Annotated in this window: 19 protein-coding genes and 1 other RNA gene; 11 read left to right on the top strand and 9 right to left on the bottom strand. The window is 38.6% G+C overall.

Features of this window, described 5'->3' with window-relative positions:
- Nucleotides 1-38: 38 nt before the first annotated feature.
- The 3 genes from ggt to A0F92_RS10610 all read right to left on the bottom strand — a co-directional run bounded on the left by ggt (nt 39) and on the right by A0F92_RS10610 (nt 4509).
- Nucleotides 39-1805, bottom strand: a complete 1767-nt coding sequence (gene ggt / locus A0F92_RS10620) for a gamma-glutamyltransferase (protein ID WP_068245526.1) — start codon at nt 1803-1805, stop codon at nt 39-41.
- A 329-nt stretch (nt 1806-2134) separates the two neighbouring features.
- On the bottom strand, nt 2135-3667 hold the full coding sequence (locus tag A0F92_RS10615; RefSeq protein ID WP_068245518.1) for an OmpP1/FadL family transporter: 1533 nt from the start codon (nt 3665-3667) through the stop codon (nt 2135-2137).
- A 59-nt stretch (nt 3668-3726) separates the two neighbouring features.
- The gene (locus A0F92_RS10610) at nt 3727-4509 is read right to left on the bottom strand and encodes a hypothetical protein (RefSeq protein WP_167517028.1); all 783 of its coding nucleotides are present in this window, start codon (nt 4507-4509) and stop codon (nt 3727-3729) included.
- Between the two features lie 173 nt (nt 4510-4682).
- Between A0F92_RS10610 and proS the strand changes: the two genes are divergently transcribed.
- Nucleotides 4683-6161, top strand: a complete 1479-nt coding sequence (gene proS, locus A0F92_RS10605) for a proline--tRNA ligase (RefSeq protein WP_068245506.1) — start codon at nt 4683-4685, stop codon at nt 6159-6161.
- A 138-nt stretch (nt 6162-6299) separates the two neighbouring features.
- Nucleotides 6300-7013, top strand: coding sequence for a tRNA pseudouridine(55) synthase TruB (gene truB, locus A0F92_RS10600; protein WP_253810368.1), 714 nt, complete (start codon nt 6300-6302; stop codon nt 7011-7013).
- Between the two features lie 137 nt (nt 7014-7150).
- Here the strand turns inward: truB and A0F92_RS10595 are convergent, their stop codons facing one another.
- The gene (locus A0F92_RS10595) at nt 7151-9571 is read right to left on the bottom strand and encodes a BamA/TamA family outer membrane protein (protein ID WP_068245500.1); all 2421 of its coding nucleotides are present in this window, start codon (nt 9569-9571) and stop codon (nt 7151-7153) included.
- A gap of 4 nt (nt 9572-9575) precedes the next feature.
- On the opposite strand from A0F92_RS10595, the gene A0F92_RS10590 reads away from it, so the two are divergent.
- Nucleotides 9576-10298: a TrmH family RNA methyltransferase gene (locus A0F92_RS10590; RefSeq protein WP_068245497.1), complete on the top strand. Its 723-nt coding sequence runs from the start codon at nt 9576-9578 to the stop codon at nt 10296-10298.
- On the opposite strand, the gene A0F92_RS10585 is transcribed toward A0F92_RS10590, so the two are convergent.
- The gene (locus tag A0F92_RS10585; protein WP_253810366.1) at nt 10291-11547 is read right to left on the bottom strand and encodes an ABC transporter permease; all 1257 of its coding nucleotides are present in this window, start codon (nt 11545-11547) and stop codon (nt 10291-10293) included. The two genes, A0F92_RS10590 and A0F92_RS10585, sit on opposite strands and share 8 nt — an antisense overlap.
- A gap of 85 nt (nt 11548-11632) precedes the next feature.
- On the opposite strand from A0F92_RS10585, the gene A0F92_RS10580 reads away from it, so the two are divergent.
- Complete coding sequence (locus A0F92_RS10580; protein WP_068245495.1) at nt 11633-12907, top strand: type IX secretion system plug protein; 1275 nt, start codon at nt 11633-11635, stop codon at nt 12905-12907.
- A gap of 58 nt (nt 12908-12965) precedes the next feature.
- Here the strand turns inward: A0F92_RS10580 and A0F92_RS10575 are convergent, their stop codons facing one another.
- A complete protein-coding gene (locus tag A0F92_RS10575; RefSeq protein ID WP_068245486.1) occupies nt 12966-14627 on the bottom strand; it encodes an ArnT family glycosyltransferase in 1662 nt (553 codons plus the stop codon).
- A gap of 352 nt (nt 14628-14979) precedes the next feature.
- Here A0F92_RS10575 and ffs point away from each other — a divergent pair.
- The 3 genes from ffs to A0F92_RS10560 all read left to right on the top strand — a co-directional run bounded on the left by ffs (nt 14980) and on the right by A0F92_RS10560 (nt 16668).
- Nucleotides 14980-15079: signal recognition particle sRNA small type (gene ffs / locus A0F92_RS10570), an RNA gene on the top strand.
- Nucleotides 15080-15148: 69 nt separating this feature from the next.
- Nucleotides 15149-15799, top strand: a complete 651-nt coding sequence (gene fsa, locus A0F92_RS10565) for a fructose-6-phosphate aldolase (protein WP_068245481.1) — start codon at nt 15149-15151, stop codon at nt 15797-15799.
- Nucleotides 15800-15876: 77 nt separating this feature from the next.
- Nucleotides 15877-16668, top strand: a complete 792-nt coding sequence (locus A0F92_RS10560) for a M90 family metallopeptidase (RefSeq protein WP_068245478.1) — start codon at nt 15877-15879, stop codon at nt 16666-16668.
- Between the two features lie 8 nt (nt 16669-16676).
- Here the strand turns inward: A0F92_RS10560 and A0F92_RS10555 are convergent, their stop codons facing one another.
- Nucleotides 16677-17723 carry a Gfo/Idh/MocA family oxidoreductase gene (locus A0F92_RS10555; protein ID WP_068245473.1) on the bottom strand — a complete coding sequence of 349 codons (1047 nt, stop codon included), beginning with the start codon at nt 17721-17723 and terminating at the stop codon, nt 16677-16679.
- 318 nt (nt 17724-18041) lie between these two features.
- Between A0F92_RS10555 and A0F92_RS10550 the strand changes: the two genes are divergently transcribed.
- From A0F92_RS10550 to A0F92_RS10545, 3 genes are all read left to right on the top strand, one after another.
- Complete coding sequence (locus A0F92_RS10550; RefSeq protein ID WP_068245623.1) at nt 18042-20582, top strand: PIG-L family deacetylase; 2541 nt, start codon at nt 18042-18044, stop codon at nt 20580-20582.
- 5 nt (nt 20583-20587) lie between these two features.
- Complete coding sequence (locus A0F92_RS15635) at nt 20588-20731, top strand: hypothetical protein (RefSeq protein ID WP_167517027.1); 144 nt, start codon at nt 20588-20590, stop codon at nt 20729-20731.
- Nucleotides 20732-21058: 327 nt separating this feature from the next.
- A complete protein-coding gene (locus A0F92_RS10545) occupies nt 21059-22771 on the top strand; it encodes a sodium:solute symporter (protein ID WP_068245470.1) in 1713 nt (570 codons plus the stop codon).
- Here the strand turns inward: A0F92_RS10545 and A0F92_RS10540 are convergent.
- On the bottom strand, nt 22718-24106 hold the full coding sequence (locus A0F92_RS10540; RefSeq protein ID WP_068245467.1) for an APC family permease: 1389 nt from the start codon (nt 24104-24106) through the stop codon (nt 22718-22720). The genes A0F92_RS10545 and A0F92_RS10540 overlap by 54 nt on opposite strands.
- A gap of 49 nt (nt 24107-24155) precedes the next feature.
- Here A0F92_RS10540 and A0F92_RS10535 point away from each other — a divergent pair, with 49 nt between their 5' ends.
- The gene (locus A0F92_RS10535; RefSeq protein ID WP_068245465.1) at nt 24156-25418 is read left to right on the top strand and encodes an alpha-amylase family glycosyl hydrolase; all 1263 of its coding nucleotides are present in this window, start codon (nt 24156-24158) and stop codon (nt 25416-25418) included.
- Between the two features lie 207 nt (nt 25419-25625).
- Here A0F92_RS10535 and A0F92_RS10530 read toward each other — a convergent pair whose 3' ends face one another.
- Nucleotides 25626-26267: a hypothetical protein gene (locus A0F92_RS10530; protein WP_068245462.1), complete on the bottom strand. Its 642-nt coding sequence runs from the start codon at nt 26265-26267 to the stop codon at nt 25626-25628.
- Nucleotides 26268-26289 lie beyond the last annotated feature (22 nt).

Raw genomic sequence — 26289 nt, 5'->3', positions numbered from 1 at the left:
GTAATATATTAACGAAATATTGAAAATATATCGGTTGTTTAATACCCGGCTACTGCATCATCGCCACGGGTATCTGCAGCTGTTTGCCTTTCTCCATTGTGTAATATTTTAATAATTTCTGTTCGGCCAATGTTACCCCGTTGTTGAATGGTATAACCCATTGCTTCTAAACCTGAAATGGTGCTTTTAGGAAAATCGGGTTCTACAAAAATTACATCGGGCAGCCATTGGTGATGAAATTTTGGAGCAGCAATGGCTTGTTCTGCGCTCATATTGAAAATAAGTACATCTACCAATGTTTGAAATACAGAGGTAGGAATAGTGGTACCACCGGGTGTACCGCAAACCATAAATGGTGTATTATTTTTTAATACAATGGTTGGCGACATAGAACTGAGCATGCGTTTACCGGGTTGTATGGCATTGGCTTCACCGCCTACTGCGCCAAACATATTGGGTACGCCGGGCTTTACACTAAAATCGTCCATTTCATTGTTCAAAAAAAATCCGGCACCACCCACAACTGTTCTGCTGCCATACCATCCATTCAACGTAGTGGTAATACTTACCATATTACCTTTTGCATCCATAATGCTAATGTGAGTGGTTTCTTCGTGCTCGGGTATTTGTCCCTCTTTAATCAGTTTGCTGGGTGTAGGTTTTGTACTGTCGTAATTTGCCATGCGTTGAGCAATATATGCATCACTTGTAAGGGTTTTTAATGGAACTTTCCAAAAATCCGGATCGCCCATATAGGCGGCCCGGTCTGCAAAGGCTCTCCGTTCTGCTTCTACCATTAATTGTACCATTTTAACCGATTCAAAACCATATGATACTATAGGTTTATTGGCAATCATTTTCATGAGTTGTTCAACAATAATGCCCCCGCTACTGGGTGGGGGCATTCCAATAATGGTAAAATCCTGAAAGTTAAAGGTGAGGGCAGTGCGTTCTGCAGGCCGGTAATTTTTTAAATCATTCAATGTTATAATGCCTTTACCTCGTTGCATTTCGGCTGCAATTAATTGGGCTGTTTCACCTTCATAAAATCCTTTTGCTCCTTTTTTGCTGATACGCATCAATGTTTTAGCCAGGTCTTTTTGTATCAGTGTATCTCCTTCCTTCCAGGGTGTTGCTTTTACAAATGCATTGGGCTTGGTATTATAACGTATAAATTCAGCTCTGGTGGCATTTAAGAGATGTGCTTCTTTTGCGGTGATTACAAATCCGTTTTCAGCTATTGCAATAGCCGGTGCAATGAGTTGTTGAAATGGTAATCTGGCATGTTTGTACATAGCAAAAATACCGGCTATAGTACCCGGAATGCCACTGGCCAAATGACCGTTTTGCGATAAATGCATATCGGGATTGCCATTCTTATCTAAATACATATCTCTTGATGCATGTTCGGGTGCCGTTTCTCTAAAATCTAAAGCTATATTTTCACCATTACTTTTTCTGGCCACCATAAAACCTCCGCCACCTATATTTCCGGCTTCAGGAAACACTACTGCCAGTGCCAATTGTGTTGCAATGGCGGCATCAAAAGCATTGCCACCCTCCTGCATTATGGCAGCACCAATCATACTGGCTAACGGATGCGCACTTGCTACGGATGCATGCGGAAAGCCGGCAGACTTATGGATGGTGTAATGAAAAGGATCGATCTTTTTGCCTGCTCCAACCAGATTGTTTTCTTTTTGGGCATATAGCTGAAAAGGGAAACATGCTGTAACCGTATAAATAATTAGAATAATTGATAATATATTTATTTTTTTTGTATTTAGTTTGAAAGCAAAGTACATAGCGCAATTTTTTTTATAAATATTTTATAACAGCAATTTACAGATTATTTGTTGATGATGTAATTTTTCAAATGGTAATCATTTTATGTAACTTTTCCACTCTGTTTAGCAGATGCATTGTGTACATCAATTTTTACTGTTCTTACTTTTTCAATTTTCAACTATTGTGTTCAATAAAAAGAGGCTGTCTCAAAAGTTCGAGACAGCCTCTTTTTATTCGGTAAAGGGGGTGGAGAAAGTTTTCATCTAAGCCATTCTCAAACGCTTCATTTTACTTTTGAGACTTCTTCTTATCAATGATTGCGTATGAATTTGTGTGGCTAAACCAATTAAAATTTAAAACCAATGGTTGCTACAATATTGCCCAAATTGCCGGTTTGTATGGCAAAGGTATTGGGTTTGTCATTTAAATAGTAAGGAAAGTTGGCATCTTTCACAAAAGTGTAAACATAAGTCAGGTCAATGAAGATGCCATGGTTTCTGTATCCTACACCACCACTGGTTACAATTCTATTCGCCTTTACTTCAGATGCAGCATAAGGACTACCATAATAAGCTGCACCTAATCGAAACATCCAGGGATCGAATTTTAATTCACCACCAATACGGGCATTAATATTGCCTTTGTAATAGTTTTTTACGGTACTGTTAAGCTGGCTGTAATAATCAATACTCGATTGGTCTGCATTGCTGGCAGCTCTGAACCGGGCACCGCGGTAGTTTACATATTCTAAATCGGCACTAACAAAAGCTCTCTGTTTATGGGTGTTGGCCACTTCTCTCAATACATAACTGGCGCTGGCAATGGCGCGCCATGGGGTAACGATACTGTATTGACGGGTTCCAGGATTGCCGCTATTTAAATTGTCGCTGGTTTCGGTTCTTAACCCTGCATATGATTCGGTGTTTGCTGTAATAGAGGAACGTATTTGATCATTAAAAGAGATAAGTTGGGGGGTGTGTAATGCAAAACCAATTCTCCAAAATTCTTTCGGTTTGTATAACATGCCCAATTTTAAACCTACCCCAACGCCTTGCGATTTAAATGTTTCATGATAAGTAAAATAGGCAAAATTATTATTTGGATTATTGGTAGCATCAGTTTCAGAATACGTTAAATCACGTTGGTAGGATACAATGGGTACCGTTAAACTACCGCCAATGTATAACCTGTCGGCCATATTGCCGGCTAAGCCCAGTGCAATTTCGTTGTAACCGCCTCTGGTAACTGCATCATACGATTGAATAACACCACTTGATATAGGAACCAAGCTTTGATAGCCTGCAACAGAACCGTTGGGGCCACTTAAAGTATCTATCAGATAAGTTCTAAATGCCAGTGATGAACCAAAAATATAATTACTTAAGGCCGCATTGGTATCGGCCCTGTCGCGGGTTAGTTCTTCTAAATACTGTTCGGTAAAAGAACTCATATTGTTAAATCCACTGTATTGAATATGATTGTTGTAATTGGCTAACTGATTAACCGAAAGCGAAAAAGCAGCACTTGTAAATTTACTGTCGCTATACCTGCTGGGCGAGCCAATTACAATACCACTGGCGCCGTACATAAAAGTATTTTTTTTAACAGTTGAATCGGTGCCTCTGTAATTGAGTTTGTTGTTATTCATTAAAAAACCGGGTGATAATACCAACTCTCTTGTTTTATACAATCCCAACCCGGCCGGATTTACGTTGGCTGCGGAAATATCTCCACCCAATGATGCCATAACACCACCCACTGCCATATTTCGGGCAGAGCCATTTTGGGTAAACCAAGCAGTACGCAAAGCATCTTCAGGAGTTTGAGCCCATAAACTCTGGCTCACTAAAATGCATAGAATGGGTATTATTTTCTTCATAGATTGGCTTTGGTGCTGAATCTTACAAATAGTTGAATAGGTTTCAATCTTTTTTAAAATTAATTTCTGGGTCCGCGGCTACCAGAGGCACTACTGCCTGCACTGTTAAATCCGCCACTTCTGCCACCGGCATTACTACTAGGCGTAAAGGTATTACCGTTGGTATTAAAAGTTCGGGCGGGGCGGTACCAGCTATTGTTATTGGGCATGTTATTGTTGCCTGTGGGAGAAGTAGAAAATACACGGCGCACCAAACTGCCAAAACTGTTACCAGGCGCATACATATTGCTGCCTTCTTTCAGTTGGCGAACATAATTGGTATTATTGTAATTTCTATTCAGGTAGGCAGATAAATAACTACCTGATGTAGATCTGCTGATGATGGATGGGCTTTTATAACCAATTAAAGTGGCAGCAGGATTGTACCAACTGTTCCAGCCATAGCCTAATCCGTATCCATATCCATAACCATAAAATGGCATCATGCCATAACCGGCTGTGTAATAGGGGCTCCACATATTCCAATAGGGGTTCCAACTATTGTATCCTTGATAAGCCCAGTTATTATATATAGGAAAATTATAACGGCTATCATACCAGTAGCTGTAATCATCCAATGGTGCCCATAAATAGTAATTGTGCACTTTCATGCTTAGGTAACGGTCGTCATTATAATTTTGAAACTCCTGATAACGATCTTCCTGACGGGTTTGATTCACTATTGCATTACCATTGGTGGGTGAATAGTACAAATCGTCCGGTGTTTGGGTTGATTTATAAGCGGTAGAACAACTGCTCATTACAGCTGCAACAGCAATTGTTAATAAAAAAGTTGTTTTCATATTCATGCGTTTTACAAAATTCGTAATACTAAGTTACATACATTTGCTGCATTCTTTTTTCAAATTAAAGTTACATCAAAAATGTTGCCTGCATTAATATTAACTTAATTTTTATGTTAACGATATGTCAATTACAGGCTTCACCTAAATAACAAAAAATAGATACAAAAGTTATGGCGAAAGAACTAACCTCACGTGCTGAAGATTACGCCCAATGGTACAACGATTTGGTCATTAAATCTAATTTGGCTGATTATAGTGCAGTTAGAGGCTGTATGGTTATAAAACCCTATGGATATGCACTTTGGGAGAATATGCGCAATGCCCTCGATGTAATGTTTAAGGAAACCGGCCATTTGAACGCCTATTTCCCGCTTTTTGTTCCCAAAAGTTTATTTGAGGCAGAAGAAAAAAATGCGGAAGGATTTGCAAAAGAATGTGCCGTGGTAACCCATTACCGCTTAAAAACGGATCCTGATAGGCCGGGTAAATTAATGGTTGATCCCGATGCTAAATTAGAAGAAGAATTGGTGGTAAGACCTACCAGTGAAGCCATTATTTGGAATACCTATAAAAACTGGATACAATCATACCGCGATTTACCTTTATTAATTAACCAATGGGCCAATGTGGTTCGGTGGGAAATGCGTACCCGCCTGTTTTTAAGAACTGCCGAATTTTTATGGCAGGAAGGACATACTGCACATGCCACACAGGAAGAGGCATTGGAAGAAACCCGTAAGATGCTGGATGTGTATGCCGATTTTGCAGAAAACTGGATGGCTGTTCCTGTTATTAAAGGTGTAAAAACCGCCAATGAACGTTTTGCCGGTGCAGTAGATACGTATTGTATTGAAGCATTAATGCAGGATGGAAAGGCATTGCAAGCAGGTACTTCGCATTTTCTGGGGCAAAACTTTGCCAAAGCATTTGATGTAAAATTTAGTGATAAAGAAAATAAATTAACTTATGTATGGGCTACCAGTTGGGGGGTTAGTACCCGCTTAATTGGCGCTTTGGTAATGGCACACAGTGATGATGATGGATTAGTATTGCCGCCTAGAATTGCACCGCTGCAAGTGGTAATTGTGCCCATTTATAAAGGTGATGAACAAAAAGCCATGATTGCCGAAAAAGCTTTGGCTATTGTTCAACAGTTAAAGAAAAAAGGGATTAGTGTAAAATTTGATGATAATGAAAATACAAGGCCGGGCTGGAAATTTGCACAGTATGAAATGCAGGGTGTGCCGGTTCGGTTGGCTTTGGGTGTTCGGGATATTGAAAATAACGTGGTGGAAGTGGCCCGAAGAGATACCAAAACCAAAGAAACAGTTTCATTGGAGGGCATTGATGTTTTTGTTGAGCAATTATTGGATGCAATTCAAACAAATATTTATCAGAAAGCACTGGCTTACCGTAATGAACATATAACATCTGTGAATAGTTGGGATGAATTTATGGAAGTATTAGACAATAAAGGGGGTTTTGTTGCAGCACATTGGGATGGCACTTCAGAAACAGAAGATAAAATTAAAGAATTATCTAAAGCTTCAATTCGTTGTATTCCGCTCGATAACCAACAGGAAACGGGTGCATGTATACTAACCGGAAAACCCTCTGTGCAACGTGTATTGTTTGCCCGGGCTTATTAATCAACAATGCTCTGCAAACCAATTCACATTATTTGTTGAGAGGGTTGATGCAGTTTGGTTGAAGAAAGTACCCAAAAAATGCCGCTAATGGTGTGGAAACCAAATAGCATGTGTGTATCATTTTTTTAATTCTTATCATTGAAACAAAAGTCTGTTATACCTGCTTTGCAACCTTTTTTAGATGGGAAAATGTTGTTGTTGAATAAGCCGTTGCACTGGACTTCATTTGATGTGGTGAAGAAAGTCAGAATTACCACAGGTATATCAAAAGTTGGCCATGCCGGTACTTTAGATCCGCTGGCTACCGGCTTATTGATTGTTTGTACCGGTGCTTTTACCAAGAAGATTAACGATTTTATGGGAATGGATAAAGTGTACACCGGTTCTATTACGCTGGGAGCTACCACTGCTTCCTACGATTTGGAAACCACTCCGCAATCTGTTGCATCAACTGATCATATTACGGAACCCATGTTGGAACAAGCTACAAAACTATTTACCGGTGCTATTCTGCAAATGCCACCCCAACATTCTGCTATAAAAAAAGATGGCAAACCCTTGTACCTCTCTGCACGCAAAGGAATTGAAGTAGAAGTAGCGGCAAGGCCGGTAACCATACATTCTTTTGAAATAACAAATGTAGCAATGCCTGTTGTGCATTTTAAAGTACATTGTTCAACCGGAACATATATTAGAAGTCTTGCAAACGATTTTGGAGCAGCACTTGGCGTTGGTGGCTATTTAAGCAGTTTGTGCAGAACTGCAATTGGTAATTTTGAATTGAAAGATGCGAGTACCATTGAAGCATTTGAACAATCTGTACAAGTTTTAAAAACAGATACGAACGGTTAGCCATTGTTGTTTTTAAAAAAAATTTTCTTTTCAAAACATACTGCCTGCTGCCCAATGTTTGGAACGGTGAAGTGATTGCGACGCAACAGGCGATGCCACGAAGGTTAGCAGCCGGTATTATCAACTTTATTCAGCTATTAGAAGGGGAGCCCAATACCGAATTGTATGGCGTAATTATTGACGACTGCATTGCCTCTGTTTTCTGTCCAGGTTAGTTTATTGAACTCTGCCCAACCATCATTGTATTGTCGGGCCGGATCTTTTAATTTATAACCAAAATCTAGGCGCAATAAGAAGTAGGAGAAGTCGAAACGCAGGCCTGTACCCACGCCTATAGCCAAATCTTTCCCTAATCTTTGTAAGGCAAAAACTGAATTGGGATCGGAAGGGTTGGGGGTAAGGCTCCATACATTGCCCATATCGGTAAACAATGCGCTGGATAGTTTGAATGCACTAAATGTAAACAATGGAAAGCGGTATTCTATATTGGCTTCCAGCGCCATGTCGCCAAAACGTTCTTTGTAGTTTGTATTTGAAATAGTATCTACTAATATGGAAGAACCTAAACCCAATTCTCTTAGGCTCCAAGCCCGCATACTGTTGGGGCCGCCTAAAAAATATTGTTTATACACCGGAATATTCTGGCCTGCCTTCGGAAAGGCGGCGCCGATAAAAAAGCGGGTAGCCAGTTCTGTTTTGTGGTATTTTTTTAAATAACGGTATTCCCCTTCTGTTTTAATGTATTTGAATATTCGGTCGGTGTAAATATTCAGTAACGATGTTAATGTACCTGATTCTTCAATACCCAAACGGATAAAATGGCTTTTGGAAGGGTCTCTCGGACTGTTGAATGTTCGGATGGCTGATATGGCCGAGCCTGCTACATTGCCATCGCGAAATGAATTTCGAAGAAATGGATTGTTTTTGAAAAGGGTATCTAATCCGGGTAAGGTATCAATTTTATATAACTCCACATTCAATGGCTTGAATGAAATGCTGGTGACGGCATTGGATTTACGTGCATTTTTTGAGAACTCATACCCCCAACTGGTGGTAAGAGAGCGTAACTGGTAATAATCTCTCCGGTCAGTATAAGAGCCTGCAACGGAAAGTAAGGTTCGTTTATTATCGGCCGATCTGAAAAATTTTGAATCAATAACCCTTGGGATAATGAGTTTTGGAAAATTATAGGTATGACTTAAACTGGCTTGAAAGGTTTGTAACAAAGGCGTACCCGTTACCCCCGGGTTTTGTGCCTGGCCAATATTCAATTCTGTACCCAGGCGCAAACTGGTGAGAGACTGTATGGCCCGCTTCCATAAATTTCTGTTGGTGTAAGTAAAATTAGTGGCAATACCAAACAGGTTGCCAATGGTAATATCACCGGTATTGCGGCTGCCTTCTAAATTTACACTATAGCTTTGTTTCAGGGCAGGGGTTAAAAATAAATACAGGTCTAATGAATCTGTTCCATAAGATACTACCTTACCATCAACCTGTTGCCAGGCCGGTAAATGCCCCAAGTCATTGATGGATTTGTAATACTTCGATTCGCTGTAAAGTTGATTGTATCTTAAATAGGTATGTTCAATGAGCGGCTTATAAATAAATTTACCATCCTGATACACCATAGTTAAGTGTTTGTAATTGAATTGCTTTAAATTCTTTTGCAATAAAACACTATCTGGCTGGTCGGTAATTTTTAATTCAGGGTAATAGTAAATATGATGAATGTAATATTGGGTAAGTTTACTGCTGTCTTTAAACTGGTGCTGTTTAATTTCTACATTCCATTTTGGATTTTCGTAGCGGGCTTTATTGGCTTCTTCAATCAGTTTGGCTTGTGTTAAAGGGTCGAAGGCCAATTGCAGTAATTGAGTATTGGTGGTATCAATTTCGGCATAAAAATCGTCTTTCGAAATTTTGTAATACCCGCTATCTCTGAATAAAAGCGCCAGCCTGTCTAATTCGTTACTGATTACCTGTTTGGTATAAGGGGTACCTTTTTTCAATAAGGTTTTTCCGCTGGCAGCCAGCGCCATTTTTTGCAAACTGGAATCAATAGGGTGAACGGCTGTATCTAGCAAATGATAACGCACAGAATCGATGGTAATATTTTTACCCAGATTAATTTTCATGATAATGGTAGCACGTATCTGGTTTTTTACTGTATCAAACCTGGGTACTGAATCAGCAAATTGTGCATAATAAAACCCCTGCGAGTTGAGATAGGCATTCATATACCGAATGGTACGCGAAATATTGGTGGTATCAAATACAGGTGGATTTTTCAATACTTTGCTAATAATGGGTTGTTTAAAGGAAAGCTTAATTTCGCTGATGTAACGGGCCTGTAAACTATCATCCCAATAATTGCTTAATTCATTTTTTAAGCGTTTTTTCTCATCTTTGGACACCTTTCCGTTTAGTTCTATTCTGTTTTCAAAAACAAAAGGTTTATTAATCGGATAATTTTTTACAATAGAACAAGCGGCTAAATAAAGAAGTAGCAGAGTTAGGGTGGTATATCGTAATAATTGCTGTAGCTTAAAATTCATATCAATGCTTAGTCGGAATGAGGTCAAATATATTCAATCTTTGTGCCACAAAAAACAAAGAACAGAAGAAGGTGTATTTATAGCTGAAGGAACTAAAATAGCTGCTGAAATACTGGCATCTGATTATACCATTAAAAAAATTTATGCAACGGAACACTGGATGACACATCATGCTGATGTTCAAGTACCTGTGATAATTGTATCTGAGGCTGAATTGGATAGAATCAGCAATCTGCAAACACCTAACGAAGTGATATTGGTGGTGCAGCAGCGTGCTGAAACGCCGATACCTGCAACACCACAGGGGTTGGTACTGGTGTTAGACGGCATTCAGGATCCGGGGAATCTTGGTACCATGATTCGAATAGCAGACTGGTTTGGTGTTGCGCATATTGTTTGCAGCACCGATACGGTGGAATGGTACAATCCCAAAGTAATTCAAAGCACCATGGGTAGTTTTTTACGGGTAAACCATTGGTATACCCATTTGCCATTCTGGCTTGAAAAACTGCAGGTGCCCGTTATTGGCGCTGTATTGAATGGAGTTCCGGTACAACAAATGCCCTTTTTACCTAATGCAGCATTGCTCATTGGAAGTGAGGGAAGTGGTATTCGGCAAGCGGTATTATCTGCCATTACACACCCTGTTACTATTCCCGGCAAAGGGCAGGCGGAGTCGTTGAATGCAGCAGTAGCTGCGGGTATTTTACTATCGCATCTTACCTGAAAGTAATGGCTTTTACCGGTTGAATTTTTTTAACCAGTGCAGTAGGCACCATTAATGCCAACAAACAAACCAAAGCAGTAGCTACACAAACCAATACAACCTGCCATCCAATAATATGAACAGGCGCCACTGATACATAATAATTGCTTTCATCTAAGTGAATAAATCCGGTAAATTGTTGCAGCAAACATACACCCAGCCCGGCAATTAAGCCAATGCCAATACCAAAACCTGCAATAAACCAGGCATAGAGCAGAAATATTTTTTGTATCAGCCAATCGTTGGCGCCAATGGCTTTCAGAATGCCAATCATTCTGGTGCGTTCTAATACCAGAATGAGCAGGCAGGTAACCAAATTAATAATGGCTACAATTGACATTACGATAAAAATTACATTGCGGTTTACATCTTGTATATTCAACCAGTCAAAGATATTTGGGTATACATCCTGAATGGTTTTGCTGCTCCAGACATTGGGAAGCTGATTCAGTAATGCCTGGTTCACCCTATTCATGTCCTTGTAATTATTTAAAAAAACCTCGTAACCTCCAATGGCATTGGCCGGCCAGTTATTAATGCGGCGAATGAGGCGTATATCACCAATTGCAAACAGTTTATCATATTCTTCAATACCTGTTTTATACAGACCAACTACTTTCAGTTTACGGTAAGTATTGCCACTGCCATCAGTTGAAATAAAGAAAATACGCAGGGTATCGCCTAATTGAATATTGAGTTTATTGGCAATATTTGTTGAGATGATGATTTCTTTGGAATAGCTGCTGTCATTAAATTGCAGCCATCTTCCTTTTTGTAAAAACGGTTTTAACCGGGAACTGTCATTTTCTGCATTAACACCTTTGAATAAAGTGCCTTCAATTTCACGGTGATAAGCCAATACGGCACTTTTGGTAGCAAATACCTGAACCTGCTGAATACCTTGTTGGTGGTGCAGAATATATTCTACGGTATCATTGCGCTCAATGGGTGTTTCTTCTGCTACCAGGGCTTTATCTACTTCAAAATGCTGTACGCGTATATGTCCCCAGAAACTGAACACTTTTTCAGAAATGGTTTGCTGAAATCCATTTACAAAGGCTAAGGTAACAATCATCGACATAACGCTTACCGCAGTAGCCACTATGGCCAAACGAATAATAAATCGCGAAAATGTTTTTTCGTGGTTAAAAGTTATTTTTCTGGCAATATAAAAAGCAACATCCAAGGCAACGGTTTTAAAATGTTTCAAAACTACGTGCTGCGGGGCAATCAGCAAAACCAATTAAATTATGGCAATAATCAGCAGTATTGTATTTTTATTAAAAGTTTGAAACATGAAATGGCTCCAACTATTGGTAGTAATGTTGTTATGCACTTCGTTGCAGGCGCAAACCTATGTTGATTCGGTGTATATGCCATCCATTGGCAATGTATCTATCTTCAAACAAAATAATCAGCAAAGCATGCCCGTTATTCACCTCAATTCCGGTGAATTATTGGAATTGCATTTTGACGATTTGGTAGCTTATCCCAAAAATTTTTATTACACTTTTGTGTTGTGTAATGCCGACTGGACACCGGCTGATGTAAGTATATTTGATTATCTGAAAGGATTTCAACAACAGGCTATTAACCAGTACCGCATTTCCTCTATAACACCTCTGCAATACGTTTCCTATCAGTTAGTATTCCCCGATGCCAATGCCATGCCGGCTGTAAGCGGTAATTATATTTTAAAAGTGTTTTTAGATGGCGATACTTCTAAATTGGCATTTACCCGCCGTTTTTTTGTAGTACATAACCGGGTTGATATTACCGCAAATATTGCACAACCCTTTACTAATCAGTTATTTTTAACCCATCAAAAAGTACAGTTAAGCATCAATACCCGTGAATTGAATATTTTAAATCCGCAACAACAATTTAAAGTGCTGATTATGCAGAATTATCGATGGGATAATGCCATTCAGGGTATTCAACCCATTTTTATTAATAACAATATTTATCAATACAATGCCGAGCAGGATTGTATTTTTCCCGGCGGGAAAGAATATCGTTGGGCTAATTTAGAAAGCTTCCGTTATCAGAGTGAAAGGGTAGCTGCCGTTGACAAAAGCAATTTTCCCTATCAGGTATATTTGAAGAACGATTACGATTTATCGGGTCAGCCTTATTTATTGATGAACGATATGAATGGCTGGTATATGATAAGCACCACCGAGCTGGTAAACCCCTGGTGGCAAACCGATTATGCCTATGTGCATTTTAGTTTTGTGCCGCCGGGCAATCATCCATTTACCGGACAGGATGTGTATATTTTGGGGGCTTTAACCGGCAACCGGCTCACCCAAAAAGCTAAAATGGTTTTTAATGCAGATAAAGGCGTTTATGAACAAACCCTTTTCTTAAAACAAGGTTATTACAATTATACTTACGTTACCCGGCCTGCCGATAACCCCGGTGCTGCCGGCTCATTAAAATTAACCGATGGCAATAGCTGGGAAACAGAAAATGATTATACCATTTTTGTGTATTACCGTTCATTAAACGATCGGTACGATGAATTAGTGGGGGTTACAACCATTAATTCCAGATTTAACCGGCAATAGCTTTCATTGTACTACTGAAATCTAATATTTCATTATTCATTTGTAATGTTATTCCATGCTATTTTATTTCAATTGAAGTAAAGCTGCTATTAGCTGTTGGTCCTAAAGTATTAGAGGCTGCCAAACCAATTAGATATTGCCCGGTTGATAGTTTAGGCATTATTAAATGTAATGTATCTTGAATTGTGGCACCCGGTAATATAAATTGATTGCGTAGTTTTTTCCTGCACGGTACTACTAAAATGGATGTTTTATTCTTCAAAATTGCATTAATTTCAACTGTAAAATCCTTTGTTTGCAGAAAGAATGTTTTGTTTAAAGTGTTTTTCAATTGAAAAGGTATTAAAACAGAGTCATTGTTGTAAAGTATATCAGTTGGCAGTTGATATGTAATTTTTAAAGAGTTCGTTGTAAACAATGAGTCTGTTTTAAATCCATTGAATTTGTATCCGTTAACATTATAATGATTTGATTTTCCTTTAAAATCTCCAAATATGAATGCTGGTTTACCCATCCAGTTATTTTGATAATTCCAAATATCAAATTGCGATTTTCTGGTATTTAAATTTGATAAGGAAATAGCAGTATCTCCGGTATAAAAATGGTACAATGATGGTTCAATATGATTTCCTAAAAAAATTACAGGTATATGATTTGCTTCAGCAGCTATTGCTTTGTAATAATCACTTTTCGATGAAAAGCCAAATTGCTCAGGCAAAAGCTGTGCCGCCAATGCTATTCTTAATAACAGCACCAAAATTGCAGAAGCTCCTATAAAGCGTTTGGTGTATTTTAGTAAAGCCGGATGATAACTGATGTGTTCATTCAATACTATCAGCATGGGTACTGCAGCTACAATTGTCCAGTGAGGTTCTGCATGCCCTCTAAATGTACTAACCCAAAAAAATAGAATAATTCCAATAATATTAAAATACAAAGCTTTATGAAAAGCATCAATATATTTATATTTTACTAAAACATATATTACAGCTAAAAATATAAATGGATTAAAAGAAAGCATTTGATTGGGAATGTACTCCCAAAAATACGCCCATTTAAATGGCTCAGACCGGCCGATGGCGTGAAATTTTATTGAAGGGAAATGATGACTGTATTGCCAATAAATATGTGGCGCTAAAAGTAAAAGGCCAATCAATAAAACCAAGTAAAATTGTTTTTTTTTGAATAGCGAAGTATTGGAAAGCAGGCTTAAAAAAATGACCAATACCCCTTGATATTTACTGTATATTAATCCAACCGAACTTACAATCATTAATAAGGTATTAATCCAATTGCTCTTTTTTAGAAATCTTTGATAGGAAAAGAAAAATAATGCAGTGAAAAAAAGTAGGGGAGAATCTGGCGTTGCTACAAAACCATATACAGAAAACATAATCATTGAAAACGTTGTAAGAAAAAATAACAATATTTGTTGAGTTGTAGCTCTTCTTTTAAAGTTCAGTTGTTCCCAAATTAATAAAAGTGTAAAAGGCTGCAATACAATTGGGAAAAAACGTATTTGCAAATTGCCCTTAAAAAACAATGAACCGGCTCTTATCATCCATGCAATAAAAGGGGGGTGATCAAAATAGCCCCAATCTATGCTTTTACTATACAGAAAGTAATAAGTTTCATCTTCCTGAATATTGGTAACCAATCCTTGAATTAAATTGATTAAGAACCATATTAAAAGCAGTAAGTATATTTTTTTCCTGTCCATTTCCGCCCAATTAATTGAATAAAAATGCACAAAACTTTGTGTTTTGCCTTTTGATGCGGGTAATGGTGAGGTTACATTTTGAAATGGTGGCTAAAAAAGGTTTGCTATGCTAAAATCTCCATCCATCTAAAAATGAATATGCAAATTTAAGATGAAAATAATTTTATTGACTTTTAATGATTTTTTTACAAACACAAATTTAAAATATTAATAATTTTATTAATGTATTTAAGAAACATATTCACTCAATTTTTGTGTTTTATACCCATTAATTACAGTAAAGAATATTCCCTATTCCGAAAATCAATAAAATGTAGTGTGTAAATTTAATTAGTTGCCTTACATTTGCAGCCGGCAGGTCTTACACGACCAGCTCCTGCTGAACCTCCCCAGGGCAGGAATGCAGCAAGGATAAGCGGTTGTAGCGGTGCGATGTGAGTAGCCTGCCTTTTTATTATGTTCAATGCTTTCGTAAAAGCAATTATTTTTCCGTCTATTGTTCACGTTTTAAATAATTCATCATGAAATTTTTTATTGATACCGCAAATCTTGCTCAAATTAAAGAAGCAAACGATTTAGGTATTTTAGATGGTGTTACCACCAATCCCTCTTTAATGGCAAAAGAAGGTGTAAAAGGCAACGATGCTATAATGAACCATTACAAAACCATTTGTGAAATGGTAGATGGCGATATTAGTGCAGAAGTTTTCTCAACCGATTTTGATGGTATTGTTACCGAAGGTAAAAAATTAGCAGCCATCCACCCCAATATTGTAGTAAAAGTTCCTATGATTAAAGATGGCGTAAAAGCCATTAAATGGTTTACCGATAATGGTATTAAAACCAACTGTACTTTGGTATTTTCTGCTGGTCAGGCTATTTTAGCAGCTAAAGCAGGCGCCAAATATGTATCACCCTTTATTGGGCGTATTGACGATACCAATTGGGATGGGGTAGAACTGATTGCACAAATTGCGCATATTTATTCCTTACAGGGTTTTGAAACAGAAATATTGGCAGCCTCCATCCGTAGCTCATTGCATATTGTAAAATGTGCGGAAGCCGGTGCCGATGTTTGCACTTGTCCATTAGATTCTATCCTCGGTTTATTGAAACACCCTTTAACCGATATAGGATTGGCTAAGTTTTTAGAAGATGCCAAAAAAATGTAAATATAATCACATTCATTCTATAAAAAAATCTACATATAAACTGTGTAGATTTTTTTTTAACATTTAAAACAGATGGCATGACAGTTTGGATATTATTGGTGGTTTCCATTGCATTGGTAGCACTATTCCTATTTTGGCCTCGCCATAAAAAAATACAACCCATGCCAACCGCATGGCACCAATTGCTGAACCAACATGTACATTTTTACACACAACTAAATGCAATCGATCAAAAATTATTTGAAAAACGAGTGATGCAATTTTTACAATATGTTAAAATACATCCGGTAAAAACAACCCTCACCGATTTAGATGCGGTACTCATTGCCAGCAGTGCCATTATACCTATTTGGGGTTTTCCTAACTGGCATTATTATAATTTGCAACATATTTTATTATATCCCAATGCTTTTGAAGAAAAAACCTTTCAGTTAGAAGGCATAAATTGCGATGTTTTGGGGATGGTAGGTACCGGCACCCTCAATCAAATGATGATTTTATCGCAACAATCGCTGCGAGAAGGTTTTATGAATGAACATAGTAAAAGCAATACAGCCATTCATGAATTTGTACACTTGTTAGATAAAGCTGATGGCTCTACTGATGGTATACCGGAAAGTTTATTAAGCAAACCCTACGTTTTGCCTTGGGTACAGTTAATACATCGAACTATGCAGGAAATGCAGGCCGGACAGAGCGATATTAATATTTATGGTGCAACTAATCCCGCAGAATTTTTAGCGGTAGTAAGTGAATATTTCTTTTCACAACCGCATTTATTGGCGCAACATCATCCGCAATTGTATGCATTGTTAGAAAAAACATTTCGTCAAAATCCTGCTCAACTACTTCAAACATCTGATCAATGATGCTCAATTTAGCTCAGTATTACTTTGCATCCCTTTTGGTTACTTTCAAAAGCTTTTTCAATAATAGCAATTACAGCTGTGCTTTCATCAATGGTAACAGGTAAGGGTTGCTGATGCACCAATGCCTGATACAAGGCTTCAAAATACCCCATGTAATTGCCTTTTTCGGTAGGTACATGTTCCCGTATTATTTTTCCGTCTATTGCTGTATGCAATAAACCCTGTTCGGCTTCAGGTTCAATGCCCCAATTGGGCATGGTTGGTTTTTTGCCTTCTATTAAATGATTTTCCTGCACATCTGCTTTCGATTTTAAAAAACTGCCGGCTGTTCCAAATACAATGTAACCCGGTAGGGGTTCCCGCACAAAATAGCCGCTTTTTAAACGTACTCTGCAATGTTTGTAATACAAAAGCAATTCAAAATAATCATCAATCACAGAGCCGGGTCGGGTAACAGCAATATCTGCAAACAAAGCTTCGGGTTCACCAAATAATTGCAATGCCTGGTCAATTAAATGTGAACCTAAATCGTACAAAACACCTGTGCCCGGCTTGCCGGTTTCCTTATGTGCTTTTGAGCTTAAATGAGGGGTATATCGATCAAACCGCAATTCTGCTTCTACAATGTTTCCCAACAATCCCGATTCAATTACACGTTTGGTGGTTAAATAATCGCTATTGTAGCGGCGGTTTTGGTACGGACAAATCATTAACTGCTGCTGTAATGCCAGTTCTTTCAAGGCTTTGGCTTCAGCTGTGGTAACAGTAATGGGTTTTTCTAACACCACATTTTTTCCGGCCAACAATGCCAGCCGGGTATAGGCATAATGGGTTTCGTTGGGGGTGTTTACAATTACCAAATCAATATCATCTGCCAATAATGCTTCCAGTGTATCGTAGCTTTTTGTATGTGGATAAATTTGTTGAATTTGTTTTTTACTTCTTTCCCAGGCACCCACTAAAATATAACCTGGATGCGCATCAATAAAGGGTGCATGAAATACTTTTCCACTCATGCCAAAAGAAAGCAGCGCAGTTTTAATCGGTGCATTCATCAGTTCAATGATTTAATATTTTAATTAATGTGCATATTTAATCAACTGCCCGAAGCTACAATTTTTTTAATGGTTTGCCAGATGATTTTTTTAAACTTGTTATAATTATCTATAATATATTCAAAAAGCAAATCGGATAGGAGCTATCAATAAAAGATCTTAACGATATTTTAAGCAGATAACCAGCCATTCATCACCTTATGCAGGCATTTTTGAATGGTTCATTTATCTTCGTATATAACTTGTACACATTTCTTTGTTGGTAGTATTGTAGCTGTTACCTTAAATATATGTATAAAATCTTTTATTGAAAAAAATATGCGAAAATTAGTATTCCTTTTTTGTTGGGCTGCAGGCCTGTTATACAGTGAGACTGTGTTGGCACAAAATCCGCCCATTGTAAACAGTGCAGCTATTTTTTTGCAGATGAAAAAATTAAATGTGCTGGGTAGTGTATTATATGTGGCTGCACATCCGGATGATGAAAACAATACCCTGTTGCCTTATCTGGCAAAGGGAGCTTTGTATAAAACTGCTTACCTGAGTTTAACCAGAGGAGATGGCGGTCAAAATTTAATTGGAGATGAACAGGGTTTTGAATTGGGACTGATTAGAACGGAGGAATTGCTTGCTGCCAGAAGAATAGATGGAAGTGGCCAGTATTTTAGCCGGGCATTTGAATTTGGATTTAGCAAAAGTGCTACAGAGGCATTGCATATTTGGGATAAAGAAAAAGTACTGGCCGATATTGTTTGGGTAATACGCAAATACCAGCCTGATGTAATCATTACCCGTTTTCCACGTGATAAAAGAGCAGGACATGGCCATCACTGGGCTTCTGCTATTTTGGCAAACGAAGCATTTACTGCCGCCGCCGATTCTACTAAATTTCCTGAACAATTTAAATATGGCGTAAAGCCCTGGCAAGCCAAACGTATTTTGTGGAATACGTACAACTTTGGCAGCATCAATACCACCGCCAACGATCAGTTAAAAATTGAAGTAGGCGGCTATAATGCGTTGTTGGGCGAAAGTTATGGAGAAATTGGAGGCGAAGCCAGAAGCATGCACAAAAGCCAGGGTGAAGGCAGGCCCAGAAGGGAAGGTAGTATTACCGAATATTTTACCACTACCGGTGGTACCCCGCCAGATAGTACCTTGATGGATGGCATTAATATTACCTGGAGCCGCATCAAAGGCGGTGCCGCCATTATTCCTTTGGTGAATGATTTATTACAACAATACAATATTCAACACCCCGAAAATTCTTTGCCTGCATTGGTTCATATATACCATGCTATTCAACAATTACCTGAACAAAATGATTGGACAAAGGAAAAATTGAAGGAAGTGATAAACCTGATTGTGGATTGCAGTGGATTGATGGCAGAAGCTACCAGTAGCAATGAATATGCAGTAGAAGGGCAGCACATGCAATTACAGTTTTTTGTGAACAAACGATTACCGGTTGCTTTACATCTGAAAAAGTTAACCTTAATGAGCAGGCAACAAGTGTTGTTTGATACGGCCATTGCTCAATTGTTGCCTGTAAATGATAATATTGCTTTCGAACGAAAATTTCCGGTAGCATTGCAGCAGCCGGTTTCACAGCCTTATTGGTTGGTGCACCCTATGGAAAATGTAGGCATGTTTACGGTAAACGACCAAACTTTAATTGGCAAACCTGAAAGTCCGCCTGCTTATGCAGTTGCGTTTACGTTTGCGTTAGAGGATTTGGTATTTACCATTCAAAAAGCCGTGCAGTATAAATATCTCGATCCTGTAAAAGGAGAAGTGTACCAGCCCTTTGTGATTACACCACCTGTTACAGTTAGTATACAACCCAATGTGGTATTGAGTAATGTGGAAAGGGAAGGCAAGCAGGTTAATCCGCCTCTTTTAAACGTTCAATTACAAGCCAATTATGGTGGATCCAAAGTTCCTGTAACCTATCAATTGCAACAAGGCAACACCATTGTGTATACCAAAGATACAACGCTACTTTTTGAAGCCGGGAAAAATTATGCCTGGCCGGTGCCTTTGGGGGGCATTTTTAATGCGAAGCAAGTGCCTGTTATTCAACCTTCCGTTATTATCCCCATTCAGGGAAAAAATGAAACCTATCATTTAAACGTAAAGAAAATTGCCTACAATCATATACCTACCATTCATTATTTGTATACAGACAGTGTAAAAGTAATTACCGAACCGATAAAAGTAGTGGGTACAAGGGTGGCTTATATTGCCGGTGCCGGCGATAAACTGCCCGATGCCATTCAACAATTGGGTTATCAGGTGCAGTGGTTGCAGGAGCAGGACATTACCGATGAAAAACTTCGTCAGTTCGATGCCGTTTTAATTGGTATTCGAGCGTATAATATTCATGAATTTCTCACTACCAAAAATGATATTTTTAACCGCTACATTCACAACGGGGGTAACCTCATTATTCAATACTATAAAAGCAATTTTATCAACAATAAACCGGTTCAGGCGGGTCCCTACAAATTCTTAGTGAATGGTAGTCCGCGGGTAACGGAAGAAAATTCGCCGGTTCAATTTTTGTTACCGAAGCATAGCGTATTAAATTTCCCCAACAAAATCACCGAAAACGATTTTGAAGGATGGGTACAGGAACGCAGCACCTATCAGGCACAAACCAATGATGCGCATTTTGAAGCCCCGCTGAGTATGCATGATACAGATGAAGCCCCATCATCAGGCAGTTTAATTATTGCCCCTTATGGCAAAGGCAATGTAGCTTATGTAAGTTTGGTATTGTTTCGGCAATTACCTGCCGGAGTGCCAGGTGCTTATAAATTATTGGCAAATTTAATTGCTTTACCTAAACACGAATAATAACAATGCATCCCAGAAAAAAAATAGGTTTTTTTACGATATTAATTATTGGTATTGCCTTGGGTTTTTTAATTAAAAATGTAAAAATCGGTTTGCTCATTGGGTTGGCTTTGGGTTTGTTTGCAGGCAGTTTAGTAAATGGAAAATAGCAGTGTTTAGGCAGCTTTAATAAAACTTTAGCAAAAATGCAGCAGTATTCCCGTTACAAGACTTGATGATATGAGAATAATTAGCTAAACTGCAAAAGGAATGATACTGAAGTGAATATGATGATTGCATTAAAGATTCAATTACTTTTTAAAGGCTGCTTAGTTTGTTATTATCGGTTTATTTAAAAGGGTTCAGAAAAAAATTAATCAAATGCCACAAAACAATAAAATAATTGTTTTCACCGGTTGGAATAAATGGTACCTGTTGGTAATTATAGCGTTGATTGCAGAAATTATATTTTTTACCTGGTTTACACAATATTTTTCATGAACCAAATTGACTGGATTGTTCTTACGCTCATATTGGTAGGCATCATTGCTTATGGGATATACAAGAGCCAAACAGAAAAGAACCTGGAAGGCTATTTTCTCTCCAATCGTTCTATGCCCTGGTATTTGGTGTTGTTAAGTGTAATGGGTACCCAGGCCAGTGCCATCACTTTTTTATCGGCCCCAGGTCAGGCATTTACTGACGGTATGCGCTTTGTGCAGTATTATTTTGGTTTACCTATTGCCATGGTCATTATCTGCATCAGCTTTGTACCTTTGTTCAGCCGTTTAAAAATTTTTACGGCGTATGAGTTTTTAGAACATCGCTTCGATATTAAAACCCGCTCCTTTACTTCTTTTTTATTCCTCTTATCTCGTGGTCTTTCAACCGGTATCAGTATTTACGCACCCGCCATCATTCTGTCTTCATTGTTTGGCTGGAATATTTATATCACCAATATCATCATGGGCGGTCTGTTGATTATTTACACAGTAAGTGGCGGGGCAAAAGCAGTTGCCTATACCCAGCAATTGCAGCTCATTATCATATTTGCAGGAATGGCAATTGCAGCTTTTATGATTGTACATTTATTGCCCAACGGCTTTGGCTTTACGGATGCATTGAAAATTAGCGGCAGTAATGGTAAATTAAATGTAATTACCACGGGGTTTACTAAAAATGGGTTCGACTGGAAAGACAAGTATAATTTGCTGAGCGGTATTATTGGCGGTTTCTTCTTGGCGCTTTCCTATTTTGGTACCGACCAAAGTCAGGTAGGCCGTTATCTTACCGCCAAAAATGATAAAGAAAGCAAAATGGGTTTGTTGTTGAACGGATTGGTAAAAGTGCCCATGCAATTTGGTATTTTACTGATAGGCGCTTTATTGTTTACGTTTTATCAATTCAGCGACCAGCCTATTTTTTTTAACAATGTGGTGCATGAACAATTGCTGAACAGCAGCCAGAAACACAATGCCATATTGTTAGAACAGCAATACAACCAGATAAATGCAGAAAAGCAGGCAGCTCTTAAAATATGGAATACCGAACCCGATAAGGCAAGAGCAAAATTGCAGGAACTGAATGTACATTCGCAGCAACTCAAAACCAGTTATCAGGGTTTGTTTCAAAAAGCAGGTATTACCGGCGATACCAATGATACCAATTATATTTTTCTGCGCTTTGTAGTAGACTATTTACCGCATGGTTTAGTAGGATTACTCATTGCCATTATTTTTTTAGCAGCCTGGGGGTCAACTGCAGCAGCACTGAATTCATTGGCTGCTACTTCAGTTATTGATTTTCATTTGCGTTTTCAAAAAAAGAAAGAAGATTTACCCGCTTCTTATGATGAAGCACTTAATAATTATAAAATCTCAAAATTTTATACCCTTGCATGGGGTATTTTCTGTGTAATTGTAGCAGAGTTTGTGATTGGCATGGGCAGTCTCATTGAAGCCGTAAATGTTTTGGGATCACTTTTTTATGGGGTGATACTCGGTATATTTTTAGTAGCGTTTTATATGAAATCAGTAAAAGGGAATGCTGTTTTCTGGGCGGCCATTGTAAGTGAACTTATAGTAATACTGGTGTTTGTATTAAACAAATACAATATTCTAGGGGTTAGTTTCTTATGGCTCAATGTAATTGGTGCTTTACTCGTCGCCATCATCAGTTGGCTCATCCAAATTTTGCTCCCCAACAACTAATCCTTTCAGAAAGGGCCATTCTTTATTACGTTTGGCTTTTAGCAGATAGGCAATGATACCCAATAGGGTTACCGTTATTCCGCCCAGCATCATGGTATAGCCGGTTGAAATAAAAATATAGAACCACATAGCCATAGCCAGCAATACCGGTAAAGGGTACAAGGGCATGTGCCAGGCAAAATACTTCCGGCCTTTTCTTTTCACTAATAAAATTAAGCCCAATGCTTGCCCAATAAACTGAATTAAAATACGCATAGCCAGAATGGCATCAATTACATCGCGTAATTTAAACAACAAACTAAACACAAAGGCAGTACCACCTAATACCAATAATGATACATAGGGAAAATGTTTGGTAGGGTGCAGTTTGGCAAATACAGAAAAGAAAGCCCCATCGGCAGCCGCGGCATAGGGTATACGGCTATAACCCAGTGTGGCAGAAAAAACCGATGCAAAAGCCACCCATAAAATTAACAACGTAGCCACATTGGCGGCAGAAGGGCCTGCTATCTGTTCAATAAAAGTACTTACCACAAACTGGCTGTGCTGTATGGTATGCAGCGGTAACACACTGGCAATGCTTACATTCATCAGCAAATACAACACGGCAATACCCCCAATGGAAATAAACATACTGCGGGGTATATTTTTTTTAGGGTGCATAATTTCGCCCCCCAAATGGCAAACGTTGTAATAACCTAAGTAACTGTATATGGTTTTTACACTCGCAAAGCCTAATGTAGCAGCAAATGCATGATTGATCGTCAATCCATCGTTGATGTGTAGTATGGGTTGCATAAAATGCCCATGCAACATACCTCCGCTAATAATCCAGCCCATGGTAAACAATACCCCCGTCCACAAAAACACACTGATTTTTCCAATGGCATCAATTTTTCTGTACAACAGAAACACAATAGCAATAACCACCGAACCGCTAATACATTTTGAAACCGTGGTACTATAGGGAACCAAAAAGGAAGCATATTGTGCAAAACCAATCGCCGCCGATGCTATCACCAATGGGGCTTGAATCATGGTTTGCCACACAAACAAAAAGCTCATCAATTTTCCCCACCGGGGGCCATAACCTTCTTTTAAAAAATTATAACTGCCACCTGCTAAAGGGAAAGTTGCCCCTAATTGGCTCCAAACATTGGCATCTATTACCGACAAAAGCCCACCGGCCACCCAGGCATACAAATACCAGGGGCCATTCATGCTTTCTGCCACCACACTCAATACCACAAAGGGGCCAATGCCCACCATATCTGTCATATTAATAGCGGTAGCCTGTAATAAACTTATCTTCCTGACTAGTTTTGGTTTGTTCATTTTGCGTTTACAAAATAAGGCTTTTCTTTGTTGTAAACACACAACAGTTATGGCCAATCATTTCCCTATGTTATCCTGGGCTAACGGAGCCGTTATTTATGAAGTGAATGTTCGGCAATATACCCCTGAAGGAACTTTTCGGGCATTTGCCGCCCATTTGCCCCGTCTGCAACAAATGGGGGTACGTATACTTTGGTTGATGCCCATTACACCCATTGGGCAATTGAACAGATTGGGCACACTGGGTAGTTATTATGCCTGCAGCAGTTATACAGCCATAAATCCTGAATTTGGTACCCTTAACGATTTTATAGCGCTGGTGCAACAGGCACAGGCATTGGAAATGAAGGTAATTATTGACTGGGTGGCCAACCATACCGGATGGGATCATCACTGGACCAAAGAACATCCGGACTGGTATATAAAAGATGCAGCAGGAAATTTTACGGAGAAAAATGGCTGGAAAGATGTGATTGATTTAGATTATACGCAAAGCCCAATGCGTAAGGCCATGATAGCTGCCATGCAGTTTTGGATACACCAGGCAGGCATTGATGGCTTTCGGTGCGATATGGCCCATTTGGTACCCTTAGATTTTTGGATGGAAGCCCGGCAGCAATGCGATGCCGTTAAGCCCCTGTTTTGGCTGGCCGAAACCGAAAATGTACAATACCATGATGCATTTGATGTAAGCTATGCCTGGCAATGGATGCACCAAACCGAAGCCTATGCCAAAGGCACGGCCGGCATGAGCAATTTATACAATACCCTGCACGATTATTCCCAATATCCGGCCGATAGTTATAAGTTGTTTTTTACATCCAATCATGATGAGAACAGTTGGAATGGAACGGAATATGAAAAATATGGCGGTGCCGCCCTGCCGTTGGCCGTACATAGTTTTTTGTGGAGGGGGCTCTCATTGATATACAGTGGCCAGGAAAGTCCGAATAAAAAGCGATTATCTTTTTTTGATAAAGATTTAATTGAATGGCAACAGCCATTGGGTTTGGAAGATTTTTATACCCAATTATCCAGCTTGCGGCAAACCGATCTTATCATGAAAGGTGAAACCTTTATTTTGCCCGTAAGCGGCAATAACATTATGGCATTCATGCGCTATTGGCATAATGAAGTATTGCTGGTATTATTAAACCTGAGTGGGGATGACAAACAAAAATTTTCGGTACAGCATGAATGGTTAAACGGTGCATTTACCAATCCCTTTTCCGGCCTGCAGTTCACCTTTTCCGGCAAAATAGATTTTGAATTACAGGGTTATGAATACCTCATCTATCACAAAGCAAAATAACCCTTCCAGATACTGCAAAAATGACAGAAAATAGCTTTGGTACAATGCCCAGCCATGTGCCATACTGGTTCGGTATTCAATACTGTTGATTCATATATGTGTTGAATCAGTTCCTGAAGATGGTAGGGAGGAGGTGCGGTCATGAATTAATGACGAGATGGCAGAATTTTATTGTTTTATTTTGACATAATTAAAACATGTTTTAATTTAATTACCCGTTGTTCCATCCCGCATTTTCACTTTTTTTCGATGCTGGTTCTTTTTTTCGAATTGTAAAATTTCTTTTGGTTTATTACCGTTGTTTACTTTTTCTTTTGGTAAACTATCCTGCAATAATGTATTTTCATTGATTGTGTTTGCTGAAGTATCTTTTTGATGCGTACCAACGGGTTTTGGCTTTACGATGGCATCATAACTGTAGGTTTCTGTTCTTATTAAAGAAGAAGATCCCGGTAAATAATATTTCCAAATCCCGTCTTTCACCGCATATGCATTAATTTTAATGATTTTTTTGTCAACTTTATATTCATCATACAAATCGGGAACATAAATGGTATCATATTTTTTTTGTGGGTCTATTGCTTTCCAACTTTCCACATGTTCAATTGAACCGTTGTAAAAATATTCCTGCTGGCCGTCTTTATTTCCCCATCGATAATTTTCAACGGCAATTAAATCACCCATCAAACTGTACCTTCTCCATCTGCCTTCTTTCAAATTGTCTTTGTATTCTCCTTCTTCTTCATAACCGGGTTCACCCCTTAATTCATCTACATGAATGAGCCATTTACCCTGTTTTTTATTGTTCATATCTATACAATTCAGGGTATCTCCACGATCAGAAATCATAAAAGTTTTGCATTGTGCAAAA

Source organism: Hydrotalea flava, assembly GCF_001623405.1.
GTDB lineage: Bacteria > Bacteroidota > Bacteroidia > Chitinophagales > Chitinophagaceae > Hydrotalea > Hydrotalea flava.
This window is presented reverse-complemented; position numbering and strand designations above follow the sequence as displayed.